Genomic DNA, 17050 nt, shown 5'->3' with positions numbered 1-17050 from the left:
TGCTCACGCTAAGTTCTCTGCCCCATTTCGACCAACCGGTTATCAGGAAGCTCGAAGTAATCGGATGCCCGGCCCGCGTTGCGCTGCAGCCAGCCGAACAGCACCCGTCGCACCGGGTTCATGCCCGGCAGGTTCTCCTCGCCCACCGAGGCGCGGGAGACGAAGTACGAGGTCTTCATCGAGTCGATGGCCAGGGTCTTCTGGTAGGCCAGGATGCGGATGAACTCGGGCACGTCGGCGCGCTCCATGAAGCCGTGCCGCGCGGTGACCACCCAGATGCCGTCCATCAGCTGCTCGGCCTCGATGCGCAGGCGCGCGTCCACGCGCGGCGTATCGCACGAGAGCACGCGCAGCACGATCACCTGCTCGTGCAGCACCTGGTTGTGCTTGAGGTTGTGCAGCAGCGCGTGCGGCACCGCCGTGGCGTCAGGATTCAGGAACACGGCCGTGCCGCTCACCCGGTGCGGCATGTTCAGCGCCAGCGACTCGACGAAGGGGCGCAGCGGCAGGCTGTCGGCCGCCGCCGCTTCCAGGCCCAGGCGCCGGCCCTTGGCCCAGGTGGTGAACAGCACCATCACCCCGGCCGCCACCGCCAGCGTGAGCCAGCCGCCCTCGGCCACCTTCAGGCTGTTGGACACCACGAAGGTCAGGTCGACCGCAGCGAAGGCCACCACGCCGACCGCCACCGCCACCTTGTTCCAGCGCCACAGGCCCCAGGCCACGATGCCGGCCAGCAATGTGGTCGTCACCATCGTGATCGACACCGCGATGCCATACGCCGCCGACAGCGCGCCCGAACTGCGGAAGCCCAGCACCAGCAGCAGCACGCCGACCATCAGCAGCCAGTTGACGGCTGGCACGTAGATCTGCCCGATGGCCGTGCCCGAGGTCTGCACCACGCGCATGCGCGGCAGGTAGCCCATGCGCATCGCCTGCGCGGTGAGCGAGAAGGCGCCCGAGATCACCGCCTGCGACGCGATCACCGTGGCCATGGCGGCCAGCACCACCATCGGCAGCACGCCCCATGACGGAAAGAGCCGGAAGAACGGGTTGTCGATGGCCGCCGGGTTCGCCAGCACCAGCGCGCCCTGCCCGAAGTAGTTGAGCACCAGCCCCGGCAAAGCGATGAAGAGCCACGCGAGACGGATCGGCCTGGCGCCGAAGTGCCCCATGTCGGCATACAGCGCCTCCCCGCCCGTGAACGCCAGGAACACCGCGCCCAGCACGGCCAGCGATTGCGCCCGGTGCTCGACCAGGAAGCCCACCGCCCGGCGCGGGTCGAGCGCCGCCAGCACCTGCGGCTGCTGCAGCACCTGCCACAGCCCCGCCACGCCCAGCACCAGGAACCACAGCAGCATCACCGGCCCGAAGATCCTGCCGACCACGCCCGTGCCCTTCTTCTGCACCATGAACAGCCCGACGAGGATGGCCAACGTGATCGGGATCACCACCCGCTGCAGCACCGGCGCCTGCACCTCCAGGCCCTCGACCGCCGACAGCACCGAGATCGCCGGCGTGATCAGGCTGTCGCCGTAGAACATGGCCGCGCCCACCAGGCCCAGAACCCCGATCCCGCGCCACACCCAGGGCCGGGTCTTCGGGCCGGAAACGGCGTTGCGCGCCAGCGCCTGCAGCGCCAGGATGCCGCCCTCGCCGTCGTGGTCGGCGCGCAGCACGAACACCACGTACTTGAGCGTCACCACGAACATCAGGCCCCAGAAGATCAGCGAGAGCAGGCCCAGCACCGCGTCGGGCGAGAACGGCACGCCGTGCTCGGGGTTCATCGTCTCCTTGAAGGCGTACAGCGGCGAGGTGCCGATGTCGCCGAAGACGACGCCCAGCGCCGCGATCATCAGCCCCGGCCCGGCCGGATGTGCGGTGTCGCCCGAAGCGGGAAGCGCAGTCCCGGAAGCCGCGGCAGTTGCTTTCATCGTCATGGGCGAAAGAGAGATGGAAAGTGGCGACGCCGCCAGCATAGTGCCCGGACATGACGTCGCCGACAATCGTGGCGTGTCCGCCACTCCTCCTGCCAATCCTCGTCATGCCGCCGCGCCGGCCCATTACGAAAACTTCCCCGTGGCCTCGTGGCTGTGCCCGCCGCACCTGCGCCCGCCGATTGCCGCGATCTACCACTTTGCCCGCACCGCCGACGACATCGCCGACGAAGGCGACGCCTCGCCCGATGCGCGCCTGGCCGAGTTGCGCGCCTACCGCGAGGAACTGGCCGCCGCCGCGCGCGGCGACGCGCTGTCCGACTCGCGCTGGCCCCATGTGTTCGGCCCGCTGGCCTGGGCCATCACCGAGTACCGCCTGCCCGAAGACCTGCTCGCCGACCTGCTCAGCGCCTTCATGCAGGACATCGAGAAAACCCGCGACCGCGGCACCTATGCCGACCGCGCCGAGCTGCTCGACTACTGCCGCCGCTCCGCCAACCCGGTCGGCCGGCTGCTGCTGCACCTGTACGGCGTGACCGATGCGCAGGCGCTGGCCCAGAGCGACGCCATCTGCAGCGCGCTGCAGCTCATCAACTTCTGGCAGGACCCGAGCGTCGACCTGCCGCGCGGGCGCTTCTACTTTCCGCGCACCGACTGCGCGCGGCGCGGCCTGACGTCCGAGCATTTCAAGGTCTTCGCGCCGCTGTCTTCCGCGCCGCCACCGCAGGAAGCTATCAATCTGATAGCGGTGGTGGCCTTCTGGGCGCGCGAGCTCATGACCGAGGGCGCCCCGCTCGTGCACCGCCTGCCGGGCCGCGTGGGCTGGGAGCTGCGCCTGGTCGTGCAGGGCGGCCTGCGCATCCTCGACAAGATCGAGGACCTGGGCTTCGACACCTTCACGCAGCGCCCCACCGTCGGCAAGGCCGACGCGCCCGTGCTGCTCTGGAAGGCATGGCGGATGCGGAGACAATCACGGCCCATGAAAGCAGCGCCTCCCCGATGAATCCCGAGCAATACGTGCAAGACAAGGCCGCCGCTTCGGGCAGCAGTTTCTATTACGCCTTCCTGTTCCTGCCCAAGCCGCGGCGCGCCGCGATCACGGCTTTTTATGCCTTCTGCCGCGAGGTCGACGACGTGGTCGACGAGGTCTCCGACCCCGGCGTGGCTGCCACCAAGCTCGCCTGGTGGCGCACCGAGGTCGCCCAGGCCTTCGCCGGCACGCCGCGCCATCCGGTCATGCAGGCGCTCATGCCGCATGCCGCCACCTACGGCATCGAGGCGCGCCAGCTCAACGAAGTGATCGACGGCTGCCAGATGGACCTGGACCAGACCCGCTACCTCGACTTCCCCGGCCTCGCGCGCTACTGCCACCTGGTGGCCGGCGTGGTTGGCGAGGTGGCGGCGCGCATCTTCGGCCAGACCGATCCGCAGACCACCGCCTACGCCCACAAGCTCGGCCTGGCGCTGCAGCTGACCAACATCCTGCGCGACGTCGGCGAAGACGCGCTGCGCGGTCGCATCTACCTGCCCGTCAACGAGCTGCAGCAGTTCGACGTGAAGGCGCACGAGATCCTGAACCGCGTGCACTCCGACCGTTTTGTCGCGCTCATGAAGTTCCAGGCCCAGCGCGCCCACGCCGCCTACGACGAGGCGCTGGCCCTGCTGCCGCTGGCCGACCGCCGCACCCAGAAGCCCGGCCTGATGATGGCCAGCATCTACCGCACGCTGCTGCGCGAGATCGAGCGTGACGACTTCCAGGTGCTCAACCAGCGCATCAGCCTGACGCCCGTGCGCAAGTTCTGGCTGGCCTGGAAAGTCCAGGCGCTGGGCCGGATATGACGCCCCACCCTTCGTGCCCATGAGGCTCGCCGTCATCGGCGCCGGCTGGGCCGGCCTGGCCTGCGCCGTCGAGGCCACGCGCCTCGGCCACGCCGTCACCCTGTTCGAGGCCGCGCCGATGGCCGGCGGGCGGGCGCGGCGGGTCGATCACATGCACGGCATGGCGCTGGACAACGGCCAGCACATCCTGATCGGCGCCTACACCGCCACGCTGGCGCTCATGCGCGACGTGGGGGTCGATGTCGACACCGCCCTGCAGCGCCTGCCGCTGTCGCTGCGCTTTGCCGACGGCGGCGGGCTGCAGCTGCCCGCGGGCCGGCCGCCGCCGCTCGACCTGCTCATCGGCATCTTCACCGCGCGCGGCTGGACCTGGCGCGACAAGGCCGCGCTGCTGGCCACCGCCGTGCGCTGGCGTCTCGCGGGCTTTCGCTGCGCGCCCGGCACCAGCGTTGCCACGCTGTGCGCCGGCCTCACGCCGCGCGTGATGCACGAACTCATCGAGCCGCTGTGCGTCTCGGCGCTGAACACGCCCGTGCCGCAATCGAGCGGCCAGGTGTTCCTGCGCGTGCTGCACGACGCGCTGTTCAGTGGACGCGGCGGCGCCGACCTGCTGCTGCCGCGCGTGGACCTCGGCGCCCTGCTGCCCGATGCCGCGCTGGCCTGGCTCGCGCGGCACGGCGCCACCGCGCGCATCGGCCACCGCGTGCGCGCCATCGCGCCCGAGGGCGACCGGTGGCGCGTCGATGACGAGGTCTTCGACCAGGCCGTGCTGGCCTGCGCGCCCTGGGACGCCGCGCGCCTTGTGCGTGCCACCGGCCTGCCGGCCGCTTCGCGCTGGTGCAACGTCACCGAATCGCTGCGCTTCGAGGCGATTGCCACGGTCTACGTACGCGACGCCGCGCCGCTGGCCGAACCGATGCTCGCGCTGCGCAGCCAGCCGGGCAGCGCGCCGGCCCAGTTCGTGTTCGACCGCGGCCAGCTCGGTGGACCAGAAGGCGTGCTCGCCTTCGTCGTGAGCGCCAACGAGACGCCGCGCGAGATGCTCGAGAAACAGGTGCTCGCGCAAGCCGGCGCGCAGCTCGGGCAGCCCGGCCTCACGCCGATCCAGACCGTGGTCGAAAAACGCGCCACCTTCGCCTGCACGCCCGGCCTGGCCCGCCCGCCGGCCGCCATCGCGCCGGGACTGCAGGCCTGCGGCGACTACACCGAAGGCCCTTATCCCGCCACCCTCGAAGGTGCGGTCCTCAACGGACTGGCCGTCGCGCGCTCGCTTGCCACCTCATGACCACGACCCTGCGCTACCTGGATTTCGACTACAGCGAAGACACCGAAGACCACGGCACCTTCGACGCCATGGCCTCGACCCCGCCCGAGCGCACGCCCGAGGTGGAAGCCGAGATCGCGCAGGTGCTGGCCTGGGCCGAGGCCACCTTCCCCGGTGCGCGCGGCGCGCTCGACGACGGTGCGGTGTGGGACTGCGACGTGCAGCGCACGCGGGAGGACAACCCGCGCCTGGACACCCTCACGCTCTCGCTCAGCGGCACCGCCGACTTCTGCGCGGCGCTGCGCGAGCACTTCGGGCTCGACTGAAAAAAGTCGAAGGCTTTCTCAGGCGGTCTTGTTGCGCAAGCGCAGCAGGCTCAACCCCAGCAGCACGAAGGCGCCGCCAGACACGCGGTTGAACAGCTGCGCGCGCTTCGGGTTCGCGAACTGCTTCTTCAGCAGGCGCGCCAGCAGCACATACGAACCATGCGCCAGCACCGAGCCGGCCGCGAAGGTCGTGGTGAGCACGGCGAACTGCGTGAGGATCGGCGCGTCGTGCGTGAGGAACTGCGGGAACAGCGCCGAGAAGAACAGGATGCCCTTGGGGTTGGTCAGCGCCACCGTCACGCCATGCCCGAACAGCCGGCGCGCGGAACGCGAAGGTGCCGGCGCGGCCGACGGCTGCAGCTCGGCGAACACGCTCGTGCGGCTGCGCCACTGCCGGATGCCCAGGTACACGAGGTAGCCCGCGCCCGCCACCTTCAGCACCATGAAGGCCGTGGCCGAGGTGTTGAGCACCACGCCCAGCCCGCCCATCGCGGCGGCTGAGACCAGGAAGAGCCCGCAGGCGTTGCCCAGCGAACTGATCATCGCGCGGCGCGGGCCGACGGAGATGGCGTTGGAGACCGCGAGCAGCACGGCCGGACCGGGCGTGAAGGCGACGACCAGGGTCACGCCGCAAAAGAGGAGCCAGGTGGAGAGATGCATGGGAGGAAATTCGCGCGAAAGGGGTGTGAGAAGGCAGCCGCAAAACTATAGTCCGGGCAGCCGCGCGCCGCTCGGGCCGCGCCGATAGTCCCCTGACATTCCTCACCCATGATCACCTGCTACCTGCGCTACATCGTCGATCCCTTCAAGCTCAAGGAATTCGAGCACTACGGCAAGCTCTGGATTCCGCTGGTCGAGAAGTTCGGCGGCCAGCACCACGGCTACTTCCTGCCGTCCGAAGGCGCGAACAACGTCGCGCTGGCGATGTTCAGCTTCCCCAGCCTGGCCGCGTACGAAACCTACCGGGCCGATTCGATGCAGGACGCCGACTGCCAGGCCGCCTTCCGGTACGCCGAAGAGACCCGCTGCATCGTCAGCTACGAACGCAGCTTCTTCCGCCCCGTGTTCCGCTGAGGTTCAAGCGCCCAGCGCGATGCACAGCGCGTGCAGGTTGGGCACGATCAGCTGCGGACGCGCGCCGTGCTCCCACGGCCGCTCGTCGCGCACCAGCCAGGCGGCCTGCATGCCGGCGTTGAGCGCGCCCACCACGTCGAGCGCGGCATCGTCGCCCACGTGCAGCACGTCTTTCGGCAGCAGGCCGACCGAGGCCGCCGCGGCGCGGAAGATCGGCGCGTGCGGCTTGCCGCTGCCGAAGGCGCGCGCATTGAAGGCGGTGCGGAACCACCGGCCGACGCCGGTCTTGTGGAGGTCGGCGTTGCCGTTCGACACCGCCACCAGCGGGTAGCGCTCGCTGAGCCACTTGAGCGCCGGCAGCGCGTCGTCGTACAGCGTGACGCGCTGGCGCTCTTCGAAGAAGGCGTCGAAGGCCGGGTCGGCCAGCGCCGGGTCTTCGCCCGCGCGCACGAGCGCCGTGCGGATCGACTCGCGGCGCAGCGCGCTCAGGTCGTGCGCGAGGTCGGAGCGCTCCTTGGCGGTGGCTTCGCGCAGCTCGCGCAGCACGCCCGGCGTGAGCAGCAGCGAGGCCGTCTTGGGCGCCTCGCGCAGCAGCCATTCGTGCAGCACGCGCTCGGCGCGTTCGATGGTCGGCCAGATCGGCCACAGGGTGTCGTCGAGGTCGAGCGTGATCGCCGAGATGCGCGAGATGTCGAGCGGCGTGGCGCCGCCGGGCGCCGGGGAAGCGGAATTCATACCTGAGAATATCGCATGCCTCTCGCCCCCGCTGACCGCAAGAACGACCGCACCGCCGTGCTCTGGTGCAACCTGGGTTCGCCCGATGCCCCCACCGCCGCCGCGGTGCGTCCCTACCTCGCCGACTTCCTGGGCGACCCGCGCGTGGTCGAGATTCCCAGGGCGCTGTGGGCGCTGATCCTGCACGGCATCATCCTGCGCACGCGGCCCGCGAAGTCGGCCGCGAAGTACGCCAGCATCTGGCTGCCCGAGGGCTCGCCGCTCAAGGTCTGGACGCAGAAGCAGGCCACCCTGCTCGCCGGCTGGCTCGGCGAACGCGGCCACCGCGTGACGGTGCGCGACGCGATGCGCTATGCCAACCCGTCGATCGCCTCGCGGCTCGACGCACTGCAGGCCGAGGGCGCCACGCGCGTGCTGGTGCTGCAGGCCTACCCGCAGTACTCGGCCACCACCACGGCCAGCGTGATCGACGCCGTGAACGCCTGGAGCCGCCGTCAGCGCCACATGCCCGAGTTCCGCTTTGTCAACCAGTACCACGACGACCCGGCCTACATCGAGGCGCTCGCGCAAGGCATCGAAAAGCACTGGAAGACCGAAGGCCGCGGCGAACTGCTGGTGATGAGCTTCCACGGCATTCCCGCGCGCAACATCGCGCTGGGCGATCCCTACGAGTCGCAGTGCCTCGAGACCGCGCGCCTGCTCGCGGCGAGGCTGGGCCTTTCGTCCACGCAGTACCGCACGACCTTCCAGTCGCGCTTCGGCCGCGCCAAGTGGCTGGAGCCCTACACCGAGCCGACCCTGCGCGAACTCGGCGCCAGCGGTGTGAAGCACGTCGACGTGGTGTGCCCGGGCTTTCCGGCCGACTGCCTCGAGACGCTCGAAGAGATCGCCATGGAAGGCCGCGAAGCCTTCCTGCACGCGGGCGGCGAGCGCTTCGGCTACATCCCCTGCCTCAACGACAGCCCGGCGTGGATCACCGCGCTCGCGGGCATCGCCGAACGCCACCTGGCGGGCTGGCCCACCCGACCCGACGCGACCACGCCATGAAGAAAGACCTGCACGAAGCCAACCGCCAGTCGTGGAACGCCGCCACGGTGGCGCACAACAGCCACAAGGGCGACCAGGCCGCCTTCTTCCGCGCGGGCGGCTCCACGTTGTTCCCCGAGGAAAGCGCCCTGCTCGGTGACGTGGACGGCCTCTCGGTGCTGCACCTGCAGTGCAACGCGGGCCAGGACAGCCTGAGCATCGCGCGCCGCGGCGCCCGCGTGACCGGCGTCGACATCTCCGACGAAGCCATCGACTTCGCCACCCGGCTCTCGGCCGAGTCGGGCGTTGCGGCGCGCTTCGAGCGCGCGGACGTCTACGACTACTTCGAGGCCGCCGCCGCGCGCGGAGAGCGCCACGACCTCGTGTTCTGTTCGTACGGCACGCTGTGCTGGCTGTCCGACATCGGCGCCTGGGCGCGCGGCGTGGCGCAGCTGCTCAAGCCCGGCGGTCGCTTCGTGATCGTCGAGTTCCACCCCTTCGCGCTGGTGTTCGACCCGCAGTGGAAGTTCCACTACGACTACTTCAACGACGCGCCCGTGCCCGAGGAAGGCGTGGGCGACTACGTGGCCGAATCGGGCGACGGCCTCGTGGCCGACGACCGGCCGGTGCCCGGCGTGCAGGGCTTTCGCAACCCGCACCCGAGCTTCGAGTTCACCTGGGGCGTCGGCCAGGTGACGACCGCGCTCGCACAGGCGGGCCTGGCCATCGAGCGCTTCGAGGAGTACCCGTACACCAACGGCTGGAAGCCCTTCGAGGGCATGCGCGAACTCGGCGGACGCCGCATGGCCCCGCCCGAAGGCATGCCGCGCATTCCGCTGATGTACGCGCTGGCGGCCCGCCGCGCCTGAGCGAACTCAGAAGCGGCCGAGGTAGTCCAGCTTGCCGATGGGCACGCCCTTGTGGCGCAGCACGTCGTAGGCGGTGGTCACGTGGAAGAAGAAATTCGGCAGCGCAAACTGCAGCAGGTAGCGCTGCGCTGTGAAGTGCGCCTCGCCTTCGCGCGCCTTGATGGTCACGGGGCGTTCTTCGTGGCCGTCGATGAGCGCGCGGTCCACGGTCGCCAGGAAATCCTGCGTCTTCACGATGCGCGCCAGCAGGTCGTCCCAGGTCTTCTCTTCGTCGGGAAAGCTCGGGGCCGTGATGCCCGCGATGCGCGCCGTGCCCAGCTTGGAAGCGTCGCTCGCGCGCTGGATCTGGCCGGCCAGCGTGAGCATGTCGGGCGCCAGCCGCGCCTCGACCAGCGTCGCCGGGTCGATGCCCTGTGCCTTCGCGTGCGCGAGGCCCTTGTCGAGCAGGTGGGTGAGTTGCCCGAGTCCGCGGGTGAAAACCGGCACGGACAGGTCGTACATCGAGAGGGCCATGGCGAGGTGATCTTGGAGTTGAAGTCGGCGCGATTGTGAGCGCGCCGCGCCCTCAACGACCGACCGCGCGGATAAACCCCTCGATCGGGTCCAGTTGTTCCGGCACGTTGAGCGCAGGCGCATGGCCGCAGCCCGGCACCTCGATCACCTGCAGGCGCCCGGCCGCGCCCGGCCCGCGCCGGTGCATCTCGTCGATCACCTCGGGCAGCACCAGGTCGGACTCGGCGCCGCGCAGGCACAGGACCGGCGCTTCGATCACGTCGTAGTGCGGCCAGATCAGGTAGTCGTTGTCGTGCGCGCTGAACTGCCTGACCATCGCCGGGTCGTAGTGCGGCGTGACGCGGCCGTCGGCCAGGCGGCGCGTGGAGCTTTCAGTCAGGCGGCGCCACTGCGCGTCGCTGAGCCAGCCGTAGGGCTTGTAGACGGTGCGGAAGAAGGCCTCGAGCTCGGCCACCGTGGCGAAGGCCGGTGGGTCGCCGGCATAGGCGCGGATGCGCTCGATGGCGGCCTGCGCGAGCTGCGGCGCGTTGTCGTTGAGCGTGAGGCTGGCGATGCGCGCCTTCATGCGCGGCTCGAACAGGCCCGACGCGCAGACCGTGCCGATCGCGCCGCCCATCGAGGTGCCCACCCAGTGCACGCGGCCCAGCCGCAGCTCGTCGCACAGCGCATTGGCCAGCCGTGCGTAGAACGCGAGCGTGTATTCCTCGTCGGGCGACGGGCTCCATTGGCTCAGGCCGCGCCCCAACGTGTCGGGACAGATCACGCGAAAGCCGCGTGCCGCGAAGTGCTGCGCCAGTTCGTCCATGTCGCGGCTGGTGCGCGCCAGGCCGTGCCAGGCGATGACGACGGGGGCGTTCGCGGGGCCCCAATCGAGCCAGTGGATTTCACGGCCTGCGAGTTGTGCGTAGTGCGATGTCGGCGTCATGGTGCTGTTGTTGTTGCCGTCGCTCATTTCGCCGCCCTCGCCCGCAGCTTGCCGACGATGCCGGTCGGGAAGTAGTACACCGACAGCACGAACAGCACGCCCAGCCACAGCAGCCAGCGGTCGGGCGACAGCAGCGCCGCGAGCCACGGCAGGCCGCTGGCGGCCTCGTTGCCCAGGCGCAGCAGGTCCTGCAGGTAGCTCTGCGCCACCACGAACAGCACCGCACCGATGGCCGCGCCGTAGATGGTGCCCATGCCGCCGATCACCACGATGAGCAGCACGTCGATCATGATCTCGAAGCTCAGCGAGGTGTCGGGTCCGTTGTAGCGCAGCCAGATGGCCAGCATCGCGCCGGCCAGCGTGGCGAACAGCGCCGACAGCACGGCCGCCGTGGTGCGGTACACCACCACGCGGTAGCCGATGGCCTCGGCGCGGAACTCGTTCTCGCGGATGGCCTGCAGCACGCGGCCGAAGGGAGAGTTCACGATGCGCAGCATCGCCAGCACCAGCACCACCGCCGCCACGAAGAGCAGGTAGTAGCACAGCAGGCGCCCGTCGAGCGAGACACCGAGGAACGGCTCTTCGGCGAACTCGAAGCTCGGCGAGATCAGCTCGGGCAGCTTGAAGGTCAGGCCGTCTTCGCCGCCGGTGAAGTCCGACAGCTGCGAAGCCAGCGTCTGGAACGCCGAGGCCACGGCCAGCGTGATCATCGCGAAGAAGATCGCGCGCACCCGCAGCGAGAACAACCCGATGGCCAGCGAAAGCACCAGCGAGATCGCGAGCGACGCGCCCAGCCCCACCAGCACCGCGCCCCAGTTGGGCCCCAGCCGCGAGGCCGAGATGGCGATGCCGTAGGCGCCGATGCCGAAGAACATCGTGTGCGCGAAGCTCACGATGCCGGTGTAGCCCAGCAGCAGGTCGAAGCTGGCGACCAGCACCACGAACACCAGGATCTTGGCCGCGACGCTGAGCGCCTTGACGCCCGGGAACAGGAACGGCGCGAACGCCAGCGCCAGGAACAGGGCCAGCAGCAGCAGCGCCAGCAGGCGGCTGCGCGGCATGTCGTTGGACAGAAGTCGTTTCAGGAACATGACGGCTTTCTCCTCAACGGTTCGCCACGGGGTACACGCCCTGCGGGCGCCACAGCAGCACGGCCACCATGAGGAAGATGCTCGCAAACTGCGTGAGCGTGGGCAGCAGGAAGCCGATGTAGTTCGTCATGAGCCCCACCAGCAGCGCGCCGAGCAGCGCCCCGCCGGTCGAGCCCAGCCCGCCGATGATGATCACGATGAAGATCAGCACGTTGACCTGCGCGCCCATCTGCGGCACCAGGTTCTGCTGGAACAGGCCCCACATCACGCCGCCCAGGCCGGCCAGCGCGCTGCCCACCACGAACACGCCGACAAACAGGCGCCCGATGCGGTAGCCCAGCGACTCGACCATCTCGCGGTCCTGCACGCCGGCGCGGATCAAGAGGCCGATCTTGGTGCGGCCCAGCGTCCAGGCGAGCACGCCGAACACCACCACGCCCACGGCCACCGCGAGCAGGCGGTACTTGCTGATGGCCGCGTCGCCCACCAGCAGCGAGCCGCGCAGCGCCTCGGGCAGCGGCAGCGGAATCTGCGCCGGGCCCCAGATCACCTTGATGAGCTCCTCGCCGATGATCATGCCGCCCATCGTGATGAGGATCTGCTTCAGGTGCTGGCCGTACACCGGCCGCACGATGAAGCGCTCGAAGGCCAGGCCGATGGCACCGGCCACCGCCATCGCGGCCAGCATGGCCGGGAACACGGCCACGAGGTTGCGCCACAGCTCGCCCGAGCCGGTCCAGTCGCCCATGAGGCCCAGCACGCTGCTGGCCACGAAGGCGCCCAGCGCAATGAACACGCCGTGGCCGAAGTTCAGCACGTCCATCAGGCCGAACACCAGCGTGAGGCCCGAGGCGATGATGAAGATGATCATGCCCATCGCCAGCCCCGCCACCGTGAGCGTGAGCCAGGTCGAGACCGAGCCGGTGAGCGGCAACGCGACGAGCGCGAGGATGGGGGCAAGAAGCAGTGGCTTCCAGTCGAAGTCGAGTTTCATAGGGCGAGTCCGAGCAGCGATTGCTGCAGTTGCGCATCGGCGGAGAACGCGGCCATCGAGCCGCTGTGCACCACGCGGCCGTTGTCCATCACCGCGACGGTGTCGCCCAGGCGCTGGGCGAAGTGGATGTTCTGTTCGACCAGCAGGATCGTCACGCCGCTGCGTTTGAGCTCGCCGAAGGCCTCGATCATGTTGTTGATCATCACGGGCGCCAGGCCCTTGCTGGGCTCGTCGATGATGAGCAGCTGGCGCGGCTCGACGATGGCGCGCGACACGGCCAGCATCTGCTTCTGTCCGCCCGACAGCTTGCCGGCCGGGTGGTTCCAGAACTTCTCGACCGCGGGAAAGAGCTTGAAGATCCACTTCAGGCGCGTGTCGTCGATGGCGTCGGCGTTCTTGGCGCCGCGCGCGGCCAGCACCATGTTCTCCTTCACCGTGAGGTCGGAGAAGATGCCCATGTTCTCGGGCACGTAGGCCACGCCGAGTTCGGCGATCTGCGGCGTGTGCAGGGCCGTGATGTCCTTGCCGGCGAACTGCACCCTGCCCTGCGACGCATGCCACAGGCCCATGATGGTGCGCAGCGTGGTGGTCTTGCCCGCGCCGTTGCGGCCCAGCAGCATGGTGAGCTGGCCCTTGGGCACGGCCAGGTCGACGCCGTGCAGGATGTGGTACGCCCCGATGTGCGTCTGCACGCCTTCCAGGGTCAGCAGGTTGTCGGTGCTCATGCGGCCTCCTTCGCGATGCCCAGGTAGGCCTCCTGCACCACCGGCGAGGCGATCACCTCGGCCGGTTCGCCGTCTGCCACGAGCGTGCCGTTGTGCAGCACGATGATGCGGTCCGCGAGCTCGCGCACCACGTCCATCTTGTGTTCGACCAGCAGGATGGTCTTGGTCTTGTCCTGCTTGAGCTTGCGGATCAGGTCGAGGATGACGGGCGCCTCGGCCGCATGCATGCCGGCCGTGGGCTCGTCGAACATGAAGACCTTGGGTTCGAGCGCCATCAGCAGCGCCACCTCGAGCTTGCGCTGGTCGCCGTGCGGCAGGCTGGCCACCGTGGCGTGCGCGCGCGGCTCGAGCGCCACGTCGGCCAGGATCTGCTCGGCGCGCTCGGTCAGCGCCCTGTGGTCGCTCCAGATGCTCCACAGGTTGAGCCCGTGGCGGTGGGCGCCGGCGCGCGTGGCCTGCACCGCGAGCCGCACGTTCTCCAGCACCGTGAGGTTCGGGAACAGGTTGGTGAGCTGGAACGCGCGCCCCAGCCCGGCGTGCGTGCGTGCCGACGGCGACAGGTGCGACAACGGTTGCCCGTCGAGCGACACCGTGCCGGCCGAGGCCTTGAGCTGCCCGGAGATCAGGTTGAAGTAAGTGGTCTTGCCCGCGCCGTTGGGGCCGACGATGGCCGTCAGCGTGCCTGGCGCGAATGCGCAGCTCACGCTGTTGACGGCCACGTGCCCTCCGAAGCGGATGGTCAGATCCCGGGTCTCAAGCATTGTGAAAAGGTCCTTGCGAATCGAAAAATCAGTGCAGGGTGAACGGCCTCAACAGGTGCCGATCACGTAGTAGTTGGTGCCCGTCTGCTTCAGCGTGGTCATGGCGTAGATGTTCCACAGGCCCATCGACTGGCCCGAGCCGTTGGCATAGGTCAGCCCCCACAGCGCATAGGCGCGTCCGGCGATGGTGTGGGTGTAGTTGCTCGCGGTGTAGCACGTGCCCCCGCCGCCCGGGCCCGCCGTGGTCGCGCCCGTGGCGGCCGCCGACATCGCGCCCTCGACGTTGCTCGCGTTCAGCGCGGCCACGGTCCAGCTGTAGGTGGTCGACGCGGCCAGGCCGGTGTCGGTGTAGCTGGTGCCGGCCACCGGCGAGGCGTTGACCTTGCTGCCGCCGCGGTACACGTTGTAGCCCGAAGCGCCCGAGACGCCGGCCCAACCGATCACCATGCTGCTGCTGGTCGCGCCCGAGGTGCCCACGCCGGTGGGCGCCGGCAGCCCGCCGCCGCCGGCCGAGCCGGTGACGCGGTCGATCATGGCCTTCATGGCGGCCATCTGCGGGCCCGACTTCTTGGCGTAGTTGGCGCTGTCGTAGCCCCACCAGTCCCAGCAGCTGTTGGTGGCCGCGGTGCTGGTCTGCGGGTAGATCAGGATGATGTTGTTGGTGTCGGCCCAGCGGTTGTAGCCCGTCTTCTTGACGTACTGGTCGCTCACGTCGGTGTAGTTCTGCTTGCAGCCGTGCAGCACCAGGTGCACGCGGCACGAGGTGGTGGTGCAGGCCTGCGGCACGTAGAGCCAGCCGGTGGCGGCCACGCCGTGGCCGGAGACGAACTCCGACTGGTTGAACTCGGTGAAGGTGCCGCCCAGCGCGCCGTTGTTGCGCGGGTTCAGCGGACCGTACAGCTGCGTGAGGATCTCGCCCGCGAGGTCGAAACCGCAGTTGTTGATGTACGGCGCGGCCGTGGTGCTGCAGGCGCCACCGTAGTCGTCGGTGACCATCGCGTGGCCCGCGCCGAGGTTGTTCTTGTAGACCGTGTTGGCGGCCGGCACGAAGCTCTGGTAGTACGTCTTCAGGTCGTCCATCACCGGCTGCTTGACGGTGTTGTCGGAGGTGCCCGAGAACAGGTAGACCTTGGAGTTCGTGAGGTTCGACACCGGGTCGATCGCACCGCTGGCGGCCCAGCTGTTGGTGGTGCTCACGAGCGTGGAGACCGGGATGCTGGTGCTGTGCGTCATGCAGCGCCCGGTGGCATTGACCACCGAGCCTTCGGCGCAGTAGTACGGACCGCCGGCGACCACGCCCGCGCCGCGCTTGAAGGTGGCCGAGTAGGCCACGTGCAGCTGCACCGCCATGAAGCCGCCGGCCGACAGGCCGGACACGCTCACCTCCGCCGGGTTGGCGCCCAGTGCCGGCAGCGGCACGGCCGCCGTGGCGGCCTGCACCGCCGCCGTGATCACCGCTGCTGCGGCAAACCCCTTCCAGTTGTTCCATCGCATCGCTGGCATCGCTGTCTCCTATTGGTTTGTGTATCGAACGCTTGCTTGCAGACTGACGAATCGACCGTGGAGCGCGCCGCCGTGCGCGGACGCAGGCTGGCGCTTCGCCCGGCGGCCATCCGGGGCGAAAAGGGGGCGGCGCCTGCATGCGCGCCGCGGGTTCAGGGAACGATCAGCGCCGTGTTCAGCGCTTGTTCTTGATCGGGATGTCCATCTCTTCGGGCTTGATTTCGTGCACCAGCTCCGGCACGCCCCACGCGAACGCAGGGTCGGCCTTGATCTTGAAGTGGTACATCGACTGCATCGCCTGGTGGTCTTCCTTGCGGAAGGTCATCTTGCCCTTGGGCGTGTCGAAGCTCATGCCTTCCATGGTGCTGATGAGCTTGTTGGTGTTGGTGTCGCCGTTGGTCTTCTTCAGCGCCGTCACCACCGCCATCGCGGCCGAGAAGCCGCCGGCCGTGAAGAAGTCCGGCGGCGTCTTGAATTCCTTGTAGTGGGCCGCGACCATGGCCTCGTTCACCGGGTTCTTCGGGATGCCGAAGTAGTAGTAGGCCGCGCCTTCCATGCCCGGCAGCGACTTGTAGGCCGCCATGGCCGGCAGGATGTTGCCGCCGGTGGCGATCTCGATGCCGTAGCGCTTCAGGTCGAGGTCGACGATCTTGAACGGGTTGCCCGCACCGGCCCAGACGATCCAGATGATCTTGCGGCCCGGCTGGTCCTTGAGCTTGTCGATCAGGCGCTGCGCGCCGGCCGTGAAGTCGGTGGTGGCGGGCGGCAGGTATTCCTCGTGCGCGAGCTTGGCTTTCTTCAGCGCGGCGCCGAAGGCCTTCACGCCGTCGCGGCCGAAGGCGTTGTCCTGTGCCAGCGTGGCGACGGTGACGCCGGCCTTGTCGATGGCCACGGCGTTGGAGATGGCGTCCTGGCTCGAGTTGCGGCCGGTGCGGAAGATGTACTTGTTCCACTTGTCGCCGGTGATCGAGTCGGCCACGGCGGGCTCGACGATCAGGATCTTCTTGTACTCCTCGGCCACCGGCAGCATGGCCAGTGCCACGCCCGAAGCGGTCGGGCCGACCGCGAGCGCGGCCTTGTCGTCGGAGTACGCGGCGGCCAGCAGCGACTTGCCCAGGTCGGGCTTGCCCTGGTCGTCCTTCTCGATGACCACCAGCTTCTTGCCGTTGACCATCATCGTGCCGCCGGTGGCGTAGTTCAGGCCCATCATCAGGCCGGTCTGCGTCTGCTTGCCGTAGGCCTCCAGCGCGCCGGTCTTGCTGTAGACGTGGGCGATGCGGATCTCGTTCGATTGGGCCCAGGCGGGCATGGTGGCGGCGGTGGCGCCCAGGGCGGCCAGGGCGATGAGGTGGCGACGGTGCATGTCTTGTCTCCTGATAAAGGTGACTGAATATTGCACAGTTCGTGCCACCCGCCTAAGCCATTGATAACAAAGGCTTCCTCATTCGGGCGCAACCGGTTTCGCCTGATT

The 17050-nt window shown here is 69.0% G+C and carries 18 protein-coding genes; 7 read left to right on the top strand and 11 right to left on the bottom strand.

The annotated features are described in order from the left end of the window. Window positions 1-8: 8 nt before the first annotated feature. Window positions 9-1931: a potassium transporter Kup gene (locus tag AC07YS_RS09725; RefSeq protein ID WP_495267828.1), complete on the bottom strand. Its 1923-nt coding sequence runs from the start codon at window positions 1929-1931 to the stop codon at window positions 9-11. Between the two features lie 145 nt (window positions 1932-2076). Here AC07YS_RS09725 and hpnC point away from each other — a divergent pair, with 145 nt between their 5' ends. The 4 genes from hpnC to AC07YS_RS09705 are packed head-to-tail and all read left to right on the top strand — an operon-like array spanning window position 2077 to window position 5363. Next, window positions 2077-2937: a squalene synthase HpnC gene (hpnC, locus tag AC07YS_RS09720; protein WP_495267827.1), complete on the top strand. Its 861-nt coding sequence runs from the start codon at window positions 2077-2079 to the stop codon at window positions 2935-2937. Then, window positions 2934-3773 (top strand): presqualene diphosphate synthase HpnD, encoded by an 840-nt coding sequence (gene hpnD, locus AC07YS_RS09715; RefSeq protein ID WP_062475853.1) that lies wholly within the window; start codon window positions 2934-2936, stop codon window positions 3771-3773. The genes hpnC and hpnD overlap by 4 nt, the downstream gene beginning before the upstream one ends. Before the next feature lie 19 nt (window positions 3774-3792). Further along, window positions 3793-5058, top strand: a complete 1266-nt coding sequence (hpnE, locus tag AC07YS_RS09710) for a hydroxysqualene dehydroxylase HpnE (protein ID WP_495267826.1) — start codon at window positions 3793-3795, stop codon at window positions 5056-5058. After that, a complete protein-coding gene (locus tag AC07YS_RS09705) occupies window positions 5055-5363 on the top strand; it encodes a hypothetical protein (protein ID WP_492742182.1) in 309 nt (102 codons plus the stop codon). The genes hpnE and AC07YS_RS09705 overlap by 4 nt, the downstream gene beginning before the upstream one ends. An 18-nt stretch (window positions 5364-5381) precedes the next feature. Here the strand turns inward: AC07YS_RS09705 and AC07YS_RS09700 are convergent, their stop codons facing one another. Next, window positions 5382-6023 (bottom strand): LysE family translocator, encoded by a 642-nt coding sequence (locus tag AC07YS_RS09700; protein ID WP_062475861.1) that lies wholly within the window; start codon window positions 6021-6023, stop codon window positions 5382-5384. Window positions 6024-6131: 108 nt separating this feature from the next. Between AC07YS_RS09700 and AC07YS_RS09695 the strand changes: the two genes are divergently transcribed. Continuing rightward, on the top strand, window positions 6132-6437 hold the full coding sequence (locus AC07YS_RS09695; RefSeq protein WP_062475864.1) for an NIPSNAP family protein: 306 nt from the start codon (window positions 6132-6134) through the stop codon (window positions 6435-6437). 3 nt (window positions 6438-6440) lie between these two features. On the opposite strand, the gene AC07YS_RS09690 is transcribed toward AC07YS_RS09695, so the two are convergent. Then, window positions 6441-7172 carry an HAD family hydrolase gene (locus tag AC07YS_RS09690; protein WP_369647240.1) on the bottom strand — a complete coding sequence of 244 codons (732 nt, stop codon included), beginning with the start codon at window positions 7170-7172 and terminating at the stop codon, window positions 6441-6443. A gap of 15 nt (window positions 7173-7187) precedes the next feature. Here AC07YS_RS09690 and hemH point away from each other — a divergent pair, with 15 nt between their 5' ends. Together hemH and AC07YS_RS09680 are read left to right on the top strand one after the other, a co-directional pair. Continuing rightward, window positions 7188-8219, top strand: coding sequence for a ferrochelatase (hemH, locus tag AC07YS_RS09685; protein WP_495267825.1), 1032 nt, complete (start codon window positions 7188-7190; stop codon window positions 8217-8219). Further along, window positions 8216-9067, top strand: a complete 852-nt coding sequence (locus tag AC07YS_RS09680) for a class I SAM-dependent methyltransferase (protein WP_495267824.1) — start codon at window positions 8216-8218, stop codon at window positions 9065-9067. The genes hemH and AC07YS_RS09680 overlap by 4 nt, the downstream gene beginning before the upstream one ends. A gap of 6 nt (window positions 9068-9073) precedes the next feature. Here AC07YS_RS09680 and AC07YS_RS09675 read toward each other — a convergent pair whose 3' ends face one another. The 8 genes from AC07YS_RS09675 to AC07YS_RS09640 form a co-directional block, all read right to left on the bottom strand. Next, complete coding sequence (locus AC07YS_RS09675; protein WP_495267823.1) at window positions 9074-9580, bottom strand: DUF1993 domain-containing protein; 507 nt, start codon at window positions 9578-9580, stop codon at window positions 9074-9076. Window positions 9581-9632: 52 nt separating this feature from the next. After that, a complete protein-coding gene (locus AC07YS_RS09670) occupies window positions 9633-10505 on the bottom strand; it encodes an alpha/beta fold hydrolase (protein WP_495267850.1) in 873 nt (290 codons plus the stop codon). 23 nt (window positions 10506-10528) lie between these two features. Next, the gene (locus AC07YS_RS09665; protein WP_062475876.1) at window positions 10529-11596 is read right to left on the bottom strand and encodes a branched-chain amino acid ABC transporter permease; all 1068 of its coding nucleotides are present in this window, start codon (window positions 11594-11596) and stop codon (window positions 10529-10531) included. A gap of 13 nt (window positions 11597-11609) precedes the next feature. Next, a complete protein-coding gene (locus AC07YS_RS09660; protein ID WP_070060451.1) occupies window positions 11610-12590 on the bottom strand; it encodes a branched-chain amino acid ABC transporter permease in 981 nt (326 codons plus the stop codon). Then, window positions 12587-13315, bottom strand: a complete 729-nt coding sequence (locus AC07YS_RS09655) for an ABC transporter ATP-binding protein (protein WP_062475883.1) — start codon at window positions 13313-13315, stop codon at window positions 12587-12589. The genes AC07YS_RS09660 and AC07YS_RS09655 overlap by 4 nt, the downstream gene beginning before the upstream one ends. Next, complete coding sequence (locus AC07YS_RS09650; protein WP_495267822.1) at window positions 13312-14076, bottom strand: ABC transporter ATP-binding protein; 765 nt, start codon at window positions 14074-14076, stop codon at window positions 13312-13314. The genes AC07YS_RS09655 and AC07YS_RS09650 overlap by 4 nt, the downstream gene beginning before the upstream one ends. A gap of 48 nt (window positions 14077-14124) precedes the next feature. After that, the gene (locus tag AC07YS_RS09645; protein WP_495267821.1) at window positions 14125-15579 is read right to left on the bottom strand and encodes an extracellular catalytic domain type 2 short-chain-length polyhydroxyalkanoate depolymerase; all 1455 of its coding nucleotides are present in this window, start codon (window positions 15577-15579) and stop codon (window positions 14125-14127) included. Between the two features lie 175 nt (window positions 15580-15754). Then, window positions 15755-16942, bottom strand: a complete 1188-nt coding sequence (locus tag AC07YS_RS09640) for a substrate-binding domain-containing protein (RefSeq protein ID WP_492695916.1) — start codon at window positions 16940-16942, stop codon at window positions 15755-15757. Window positions 16943-17050 lie beyond the last annotated feature (108 nt).

Source organism: Variovorax sp. GW458-11-26-14-LB1 (assembly GCF_059423965.1).
This window is presented reverse-complemented; position numbering and strand designations above follow the sequence as displayed.

What these genes read in the sequence shown, in the direction of transcription:
- hemH (WP_495267825.1), top strand. Translation starts at nt 7,188, where the DNA reads ATGCCTCTCGCCCCCGCTGACCGCAAGAACGACCGCACCGCCGTGCTC.
- AC07YS_RS09645 (WP_495267821.1), bottom strand. Translation starts at nt 15,579, where the DNA reads ATGCCAGCGATGCGATGGAACAACTGGAAGGGGTTTGCCGCAGCAGCG.
- AC07YS_RS09705 (WP_492742182.1), top strand. Translation starts at nt 5,055, where the DNA reads ATGACCACGACCCTGCGCTACCTGGATTTCGACTACAGCGAAGACACC.
- AC07YS_RS09655 (WP_062475883.1), bottom strand. Translation starts at nt 13,315, where the DNA reads ATGAGCACCGACAACCTGCTGACCCTGGAAGGCGTGCAGACGCACATC.
- AC07YS_RS09680 (WP_495267824.1), top strand. Translation starts at nt 8,216, where the DNA reads ATGAAGAAAGACCTGCACGAAGCCAACCGCCAGTCGTGGAACGCCGCC.
- AC07YS_RS09670 (WP_495267850.1), bottom strand. Translation starts at nt 10,505, where the DNA reads ATGACGCCGACATCGCACTACGCACAACTCGCAGGCCGTGAAATCCAC.
- AC07YS_RS09725 (WP_495267828.1), bottom strand. Translation starts at nt 1,931, where the DNA reads ATGAAAGCAACTGCCGCGGCTTCCGGGACTGCGCTTCCCGCTTCGGGC.
- AC07YS_RS09700 (WP_062475861.1), bottom strand. Translation starts at nt 6,023, where the DNA reads ATGCATCTCTCCACCTGGCTCCTCTTTTGCGGCGTGACCCTGGTCGTC.
- AC07YS_RS09695 (WP_062475864.1), top strand. Translation starts at nt 6,132, where the DNA reads ATGATCACCTGCTACCTGCGCTACATCGTCGATCCCTTCAAGCTCAAG.
- AC07YS_RS09650 (WP_495267822.1), bottom strand. Translation starts at nt 14,076, where the DNA reads ATGCTTGAGACCCGGGATCTGACCATCCGCTTCGGAGGGCACGTGGCC.
- AC07YS_RS09690 (WP_369647240.1), bottom strand. Translation starts at nt 7,172, where the DNA reads ATGAATTCCGCTTCCCCGGCGCCCGGCGGCGCCACGCCGCTCGACATC.
- AC07YS_RS09640 (WP_492695916.1), bottom strand. Translation starts at nt 16,942, where the DNA reads ATGCACCGTCGCCACCTCATCGCCCTGGCCGCCCTGGGCGCCACCGCC.
- AC07YS_RS09660 (WP_070060451.1), bottom strand. Translation starts at nt 12,590, where the DNA reads ATGAAACTCGACTTCGACTGGAAGCCACTGCTTCTTGCCCCCATCCTC.
- AC07YS_RS09665 (WP_062475876.1), bottom strand. Translation starts at nt 11,596, where the DNA reads ATGTTCCTGAAACGACTTCTGTCCAACGACATGCCGCGCAGCCGCCTG.
- AC07YS_RS09675 (WP_495267823.1), bottom strand. Translation starts at nt 9,580, where the DNA reads ATGGCCCTCTCGATGTACGACCTGTCCGTGCCGGTTTTCACCCGCGGA.
- hpnE (WP_495267826.1), top strand. Translation starts at nt 3,793, where the DNA reads ATGAGGCTCGCCGTCATCGGCGCCGGCTGGGCCGGCCTGGCCTGCGCC.
- hpnD (WP_062475853.1), top strand. Translation starts at nt 2,934, where the DNA reads ATGAATCCCGAGCAATACGTGCAAGACAAGGCCGCCGCTTCGGGCAGC.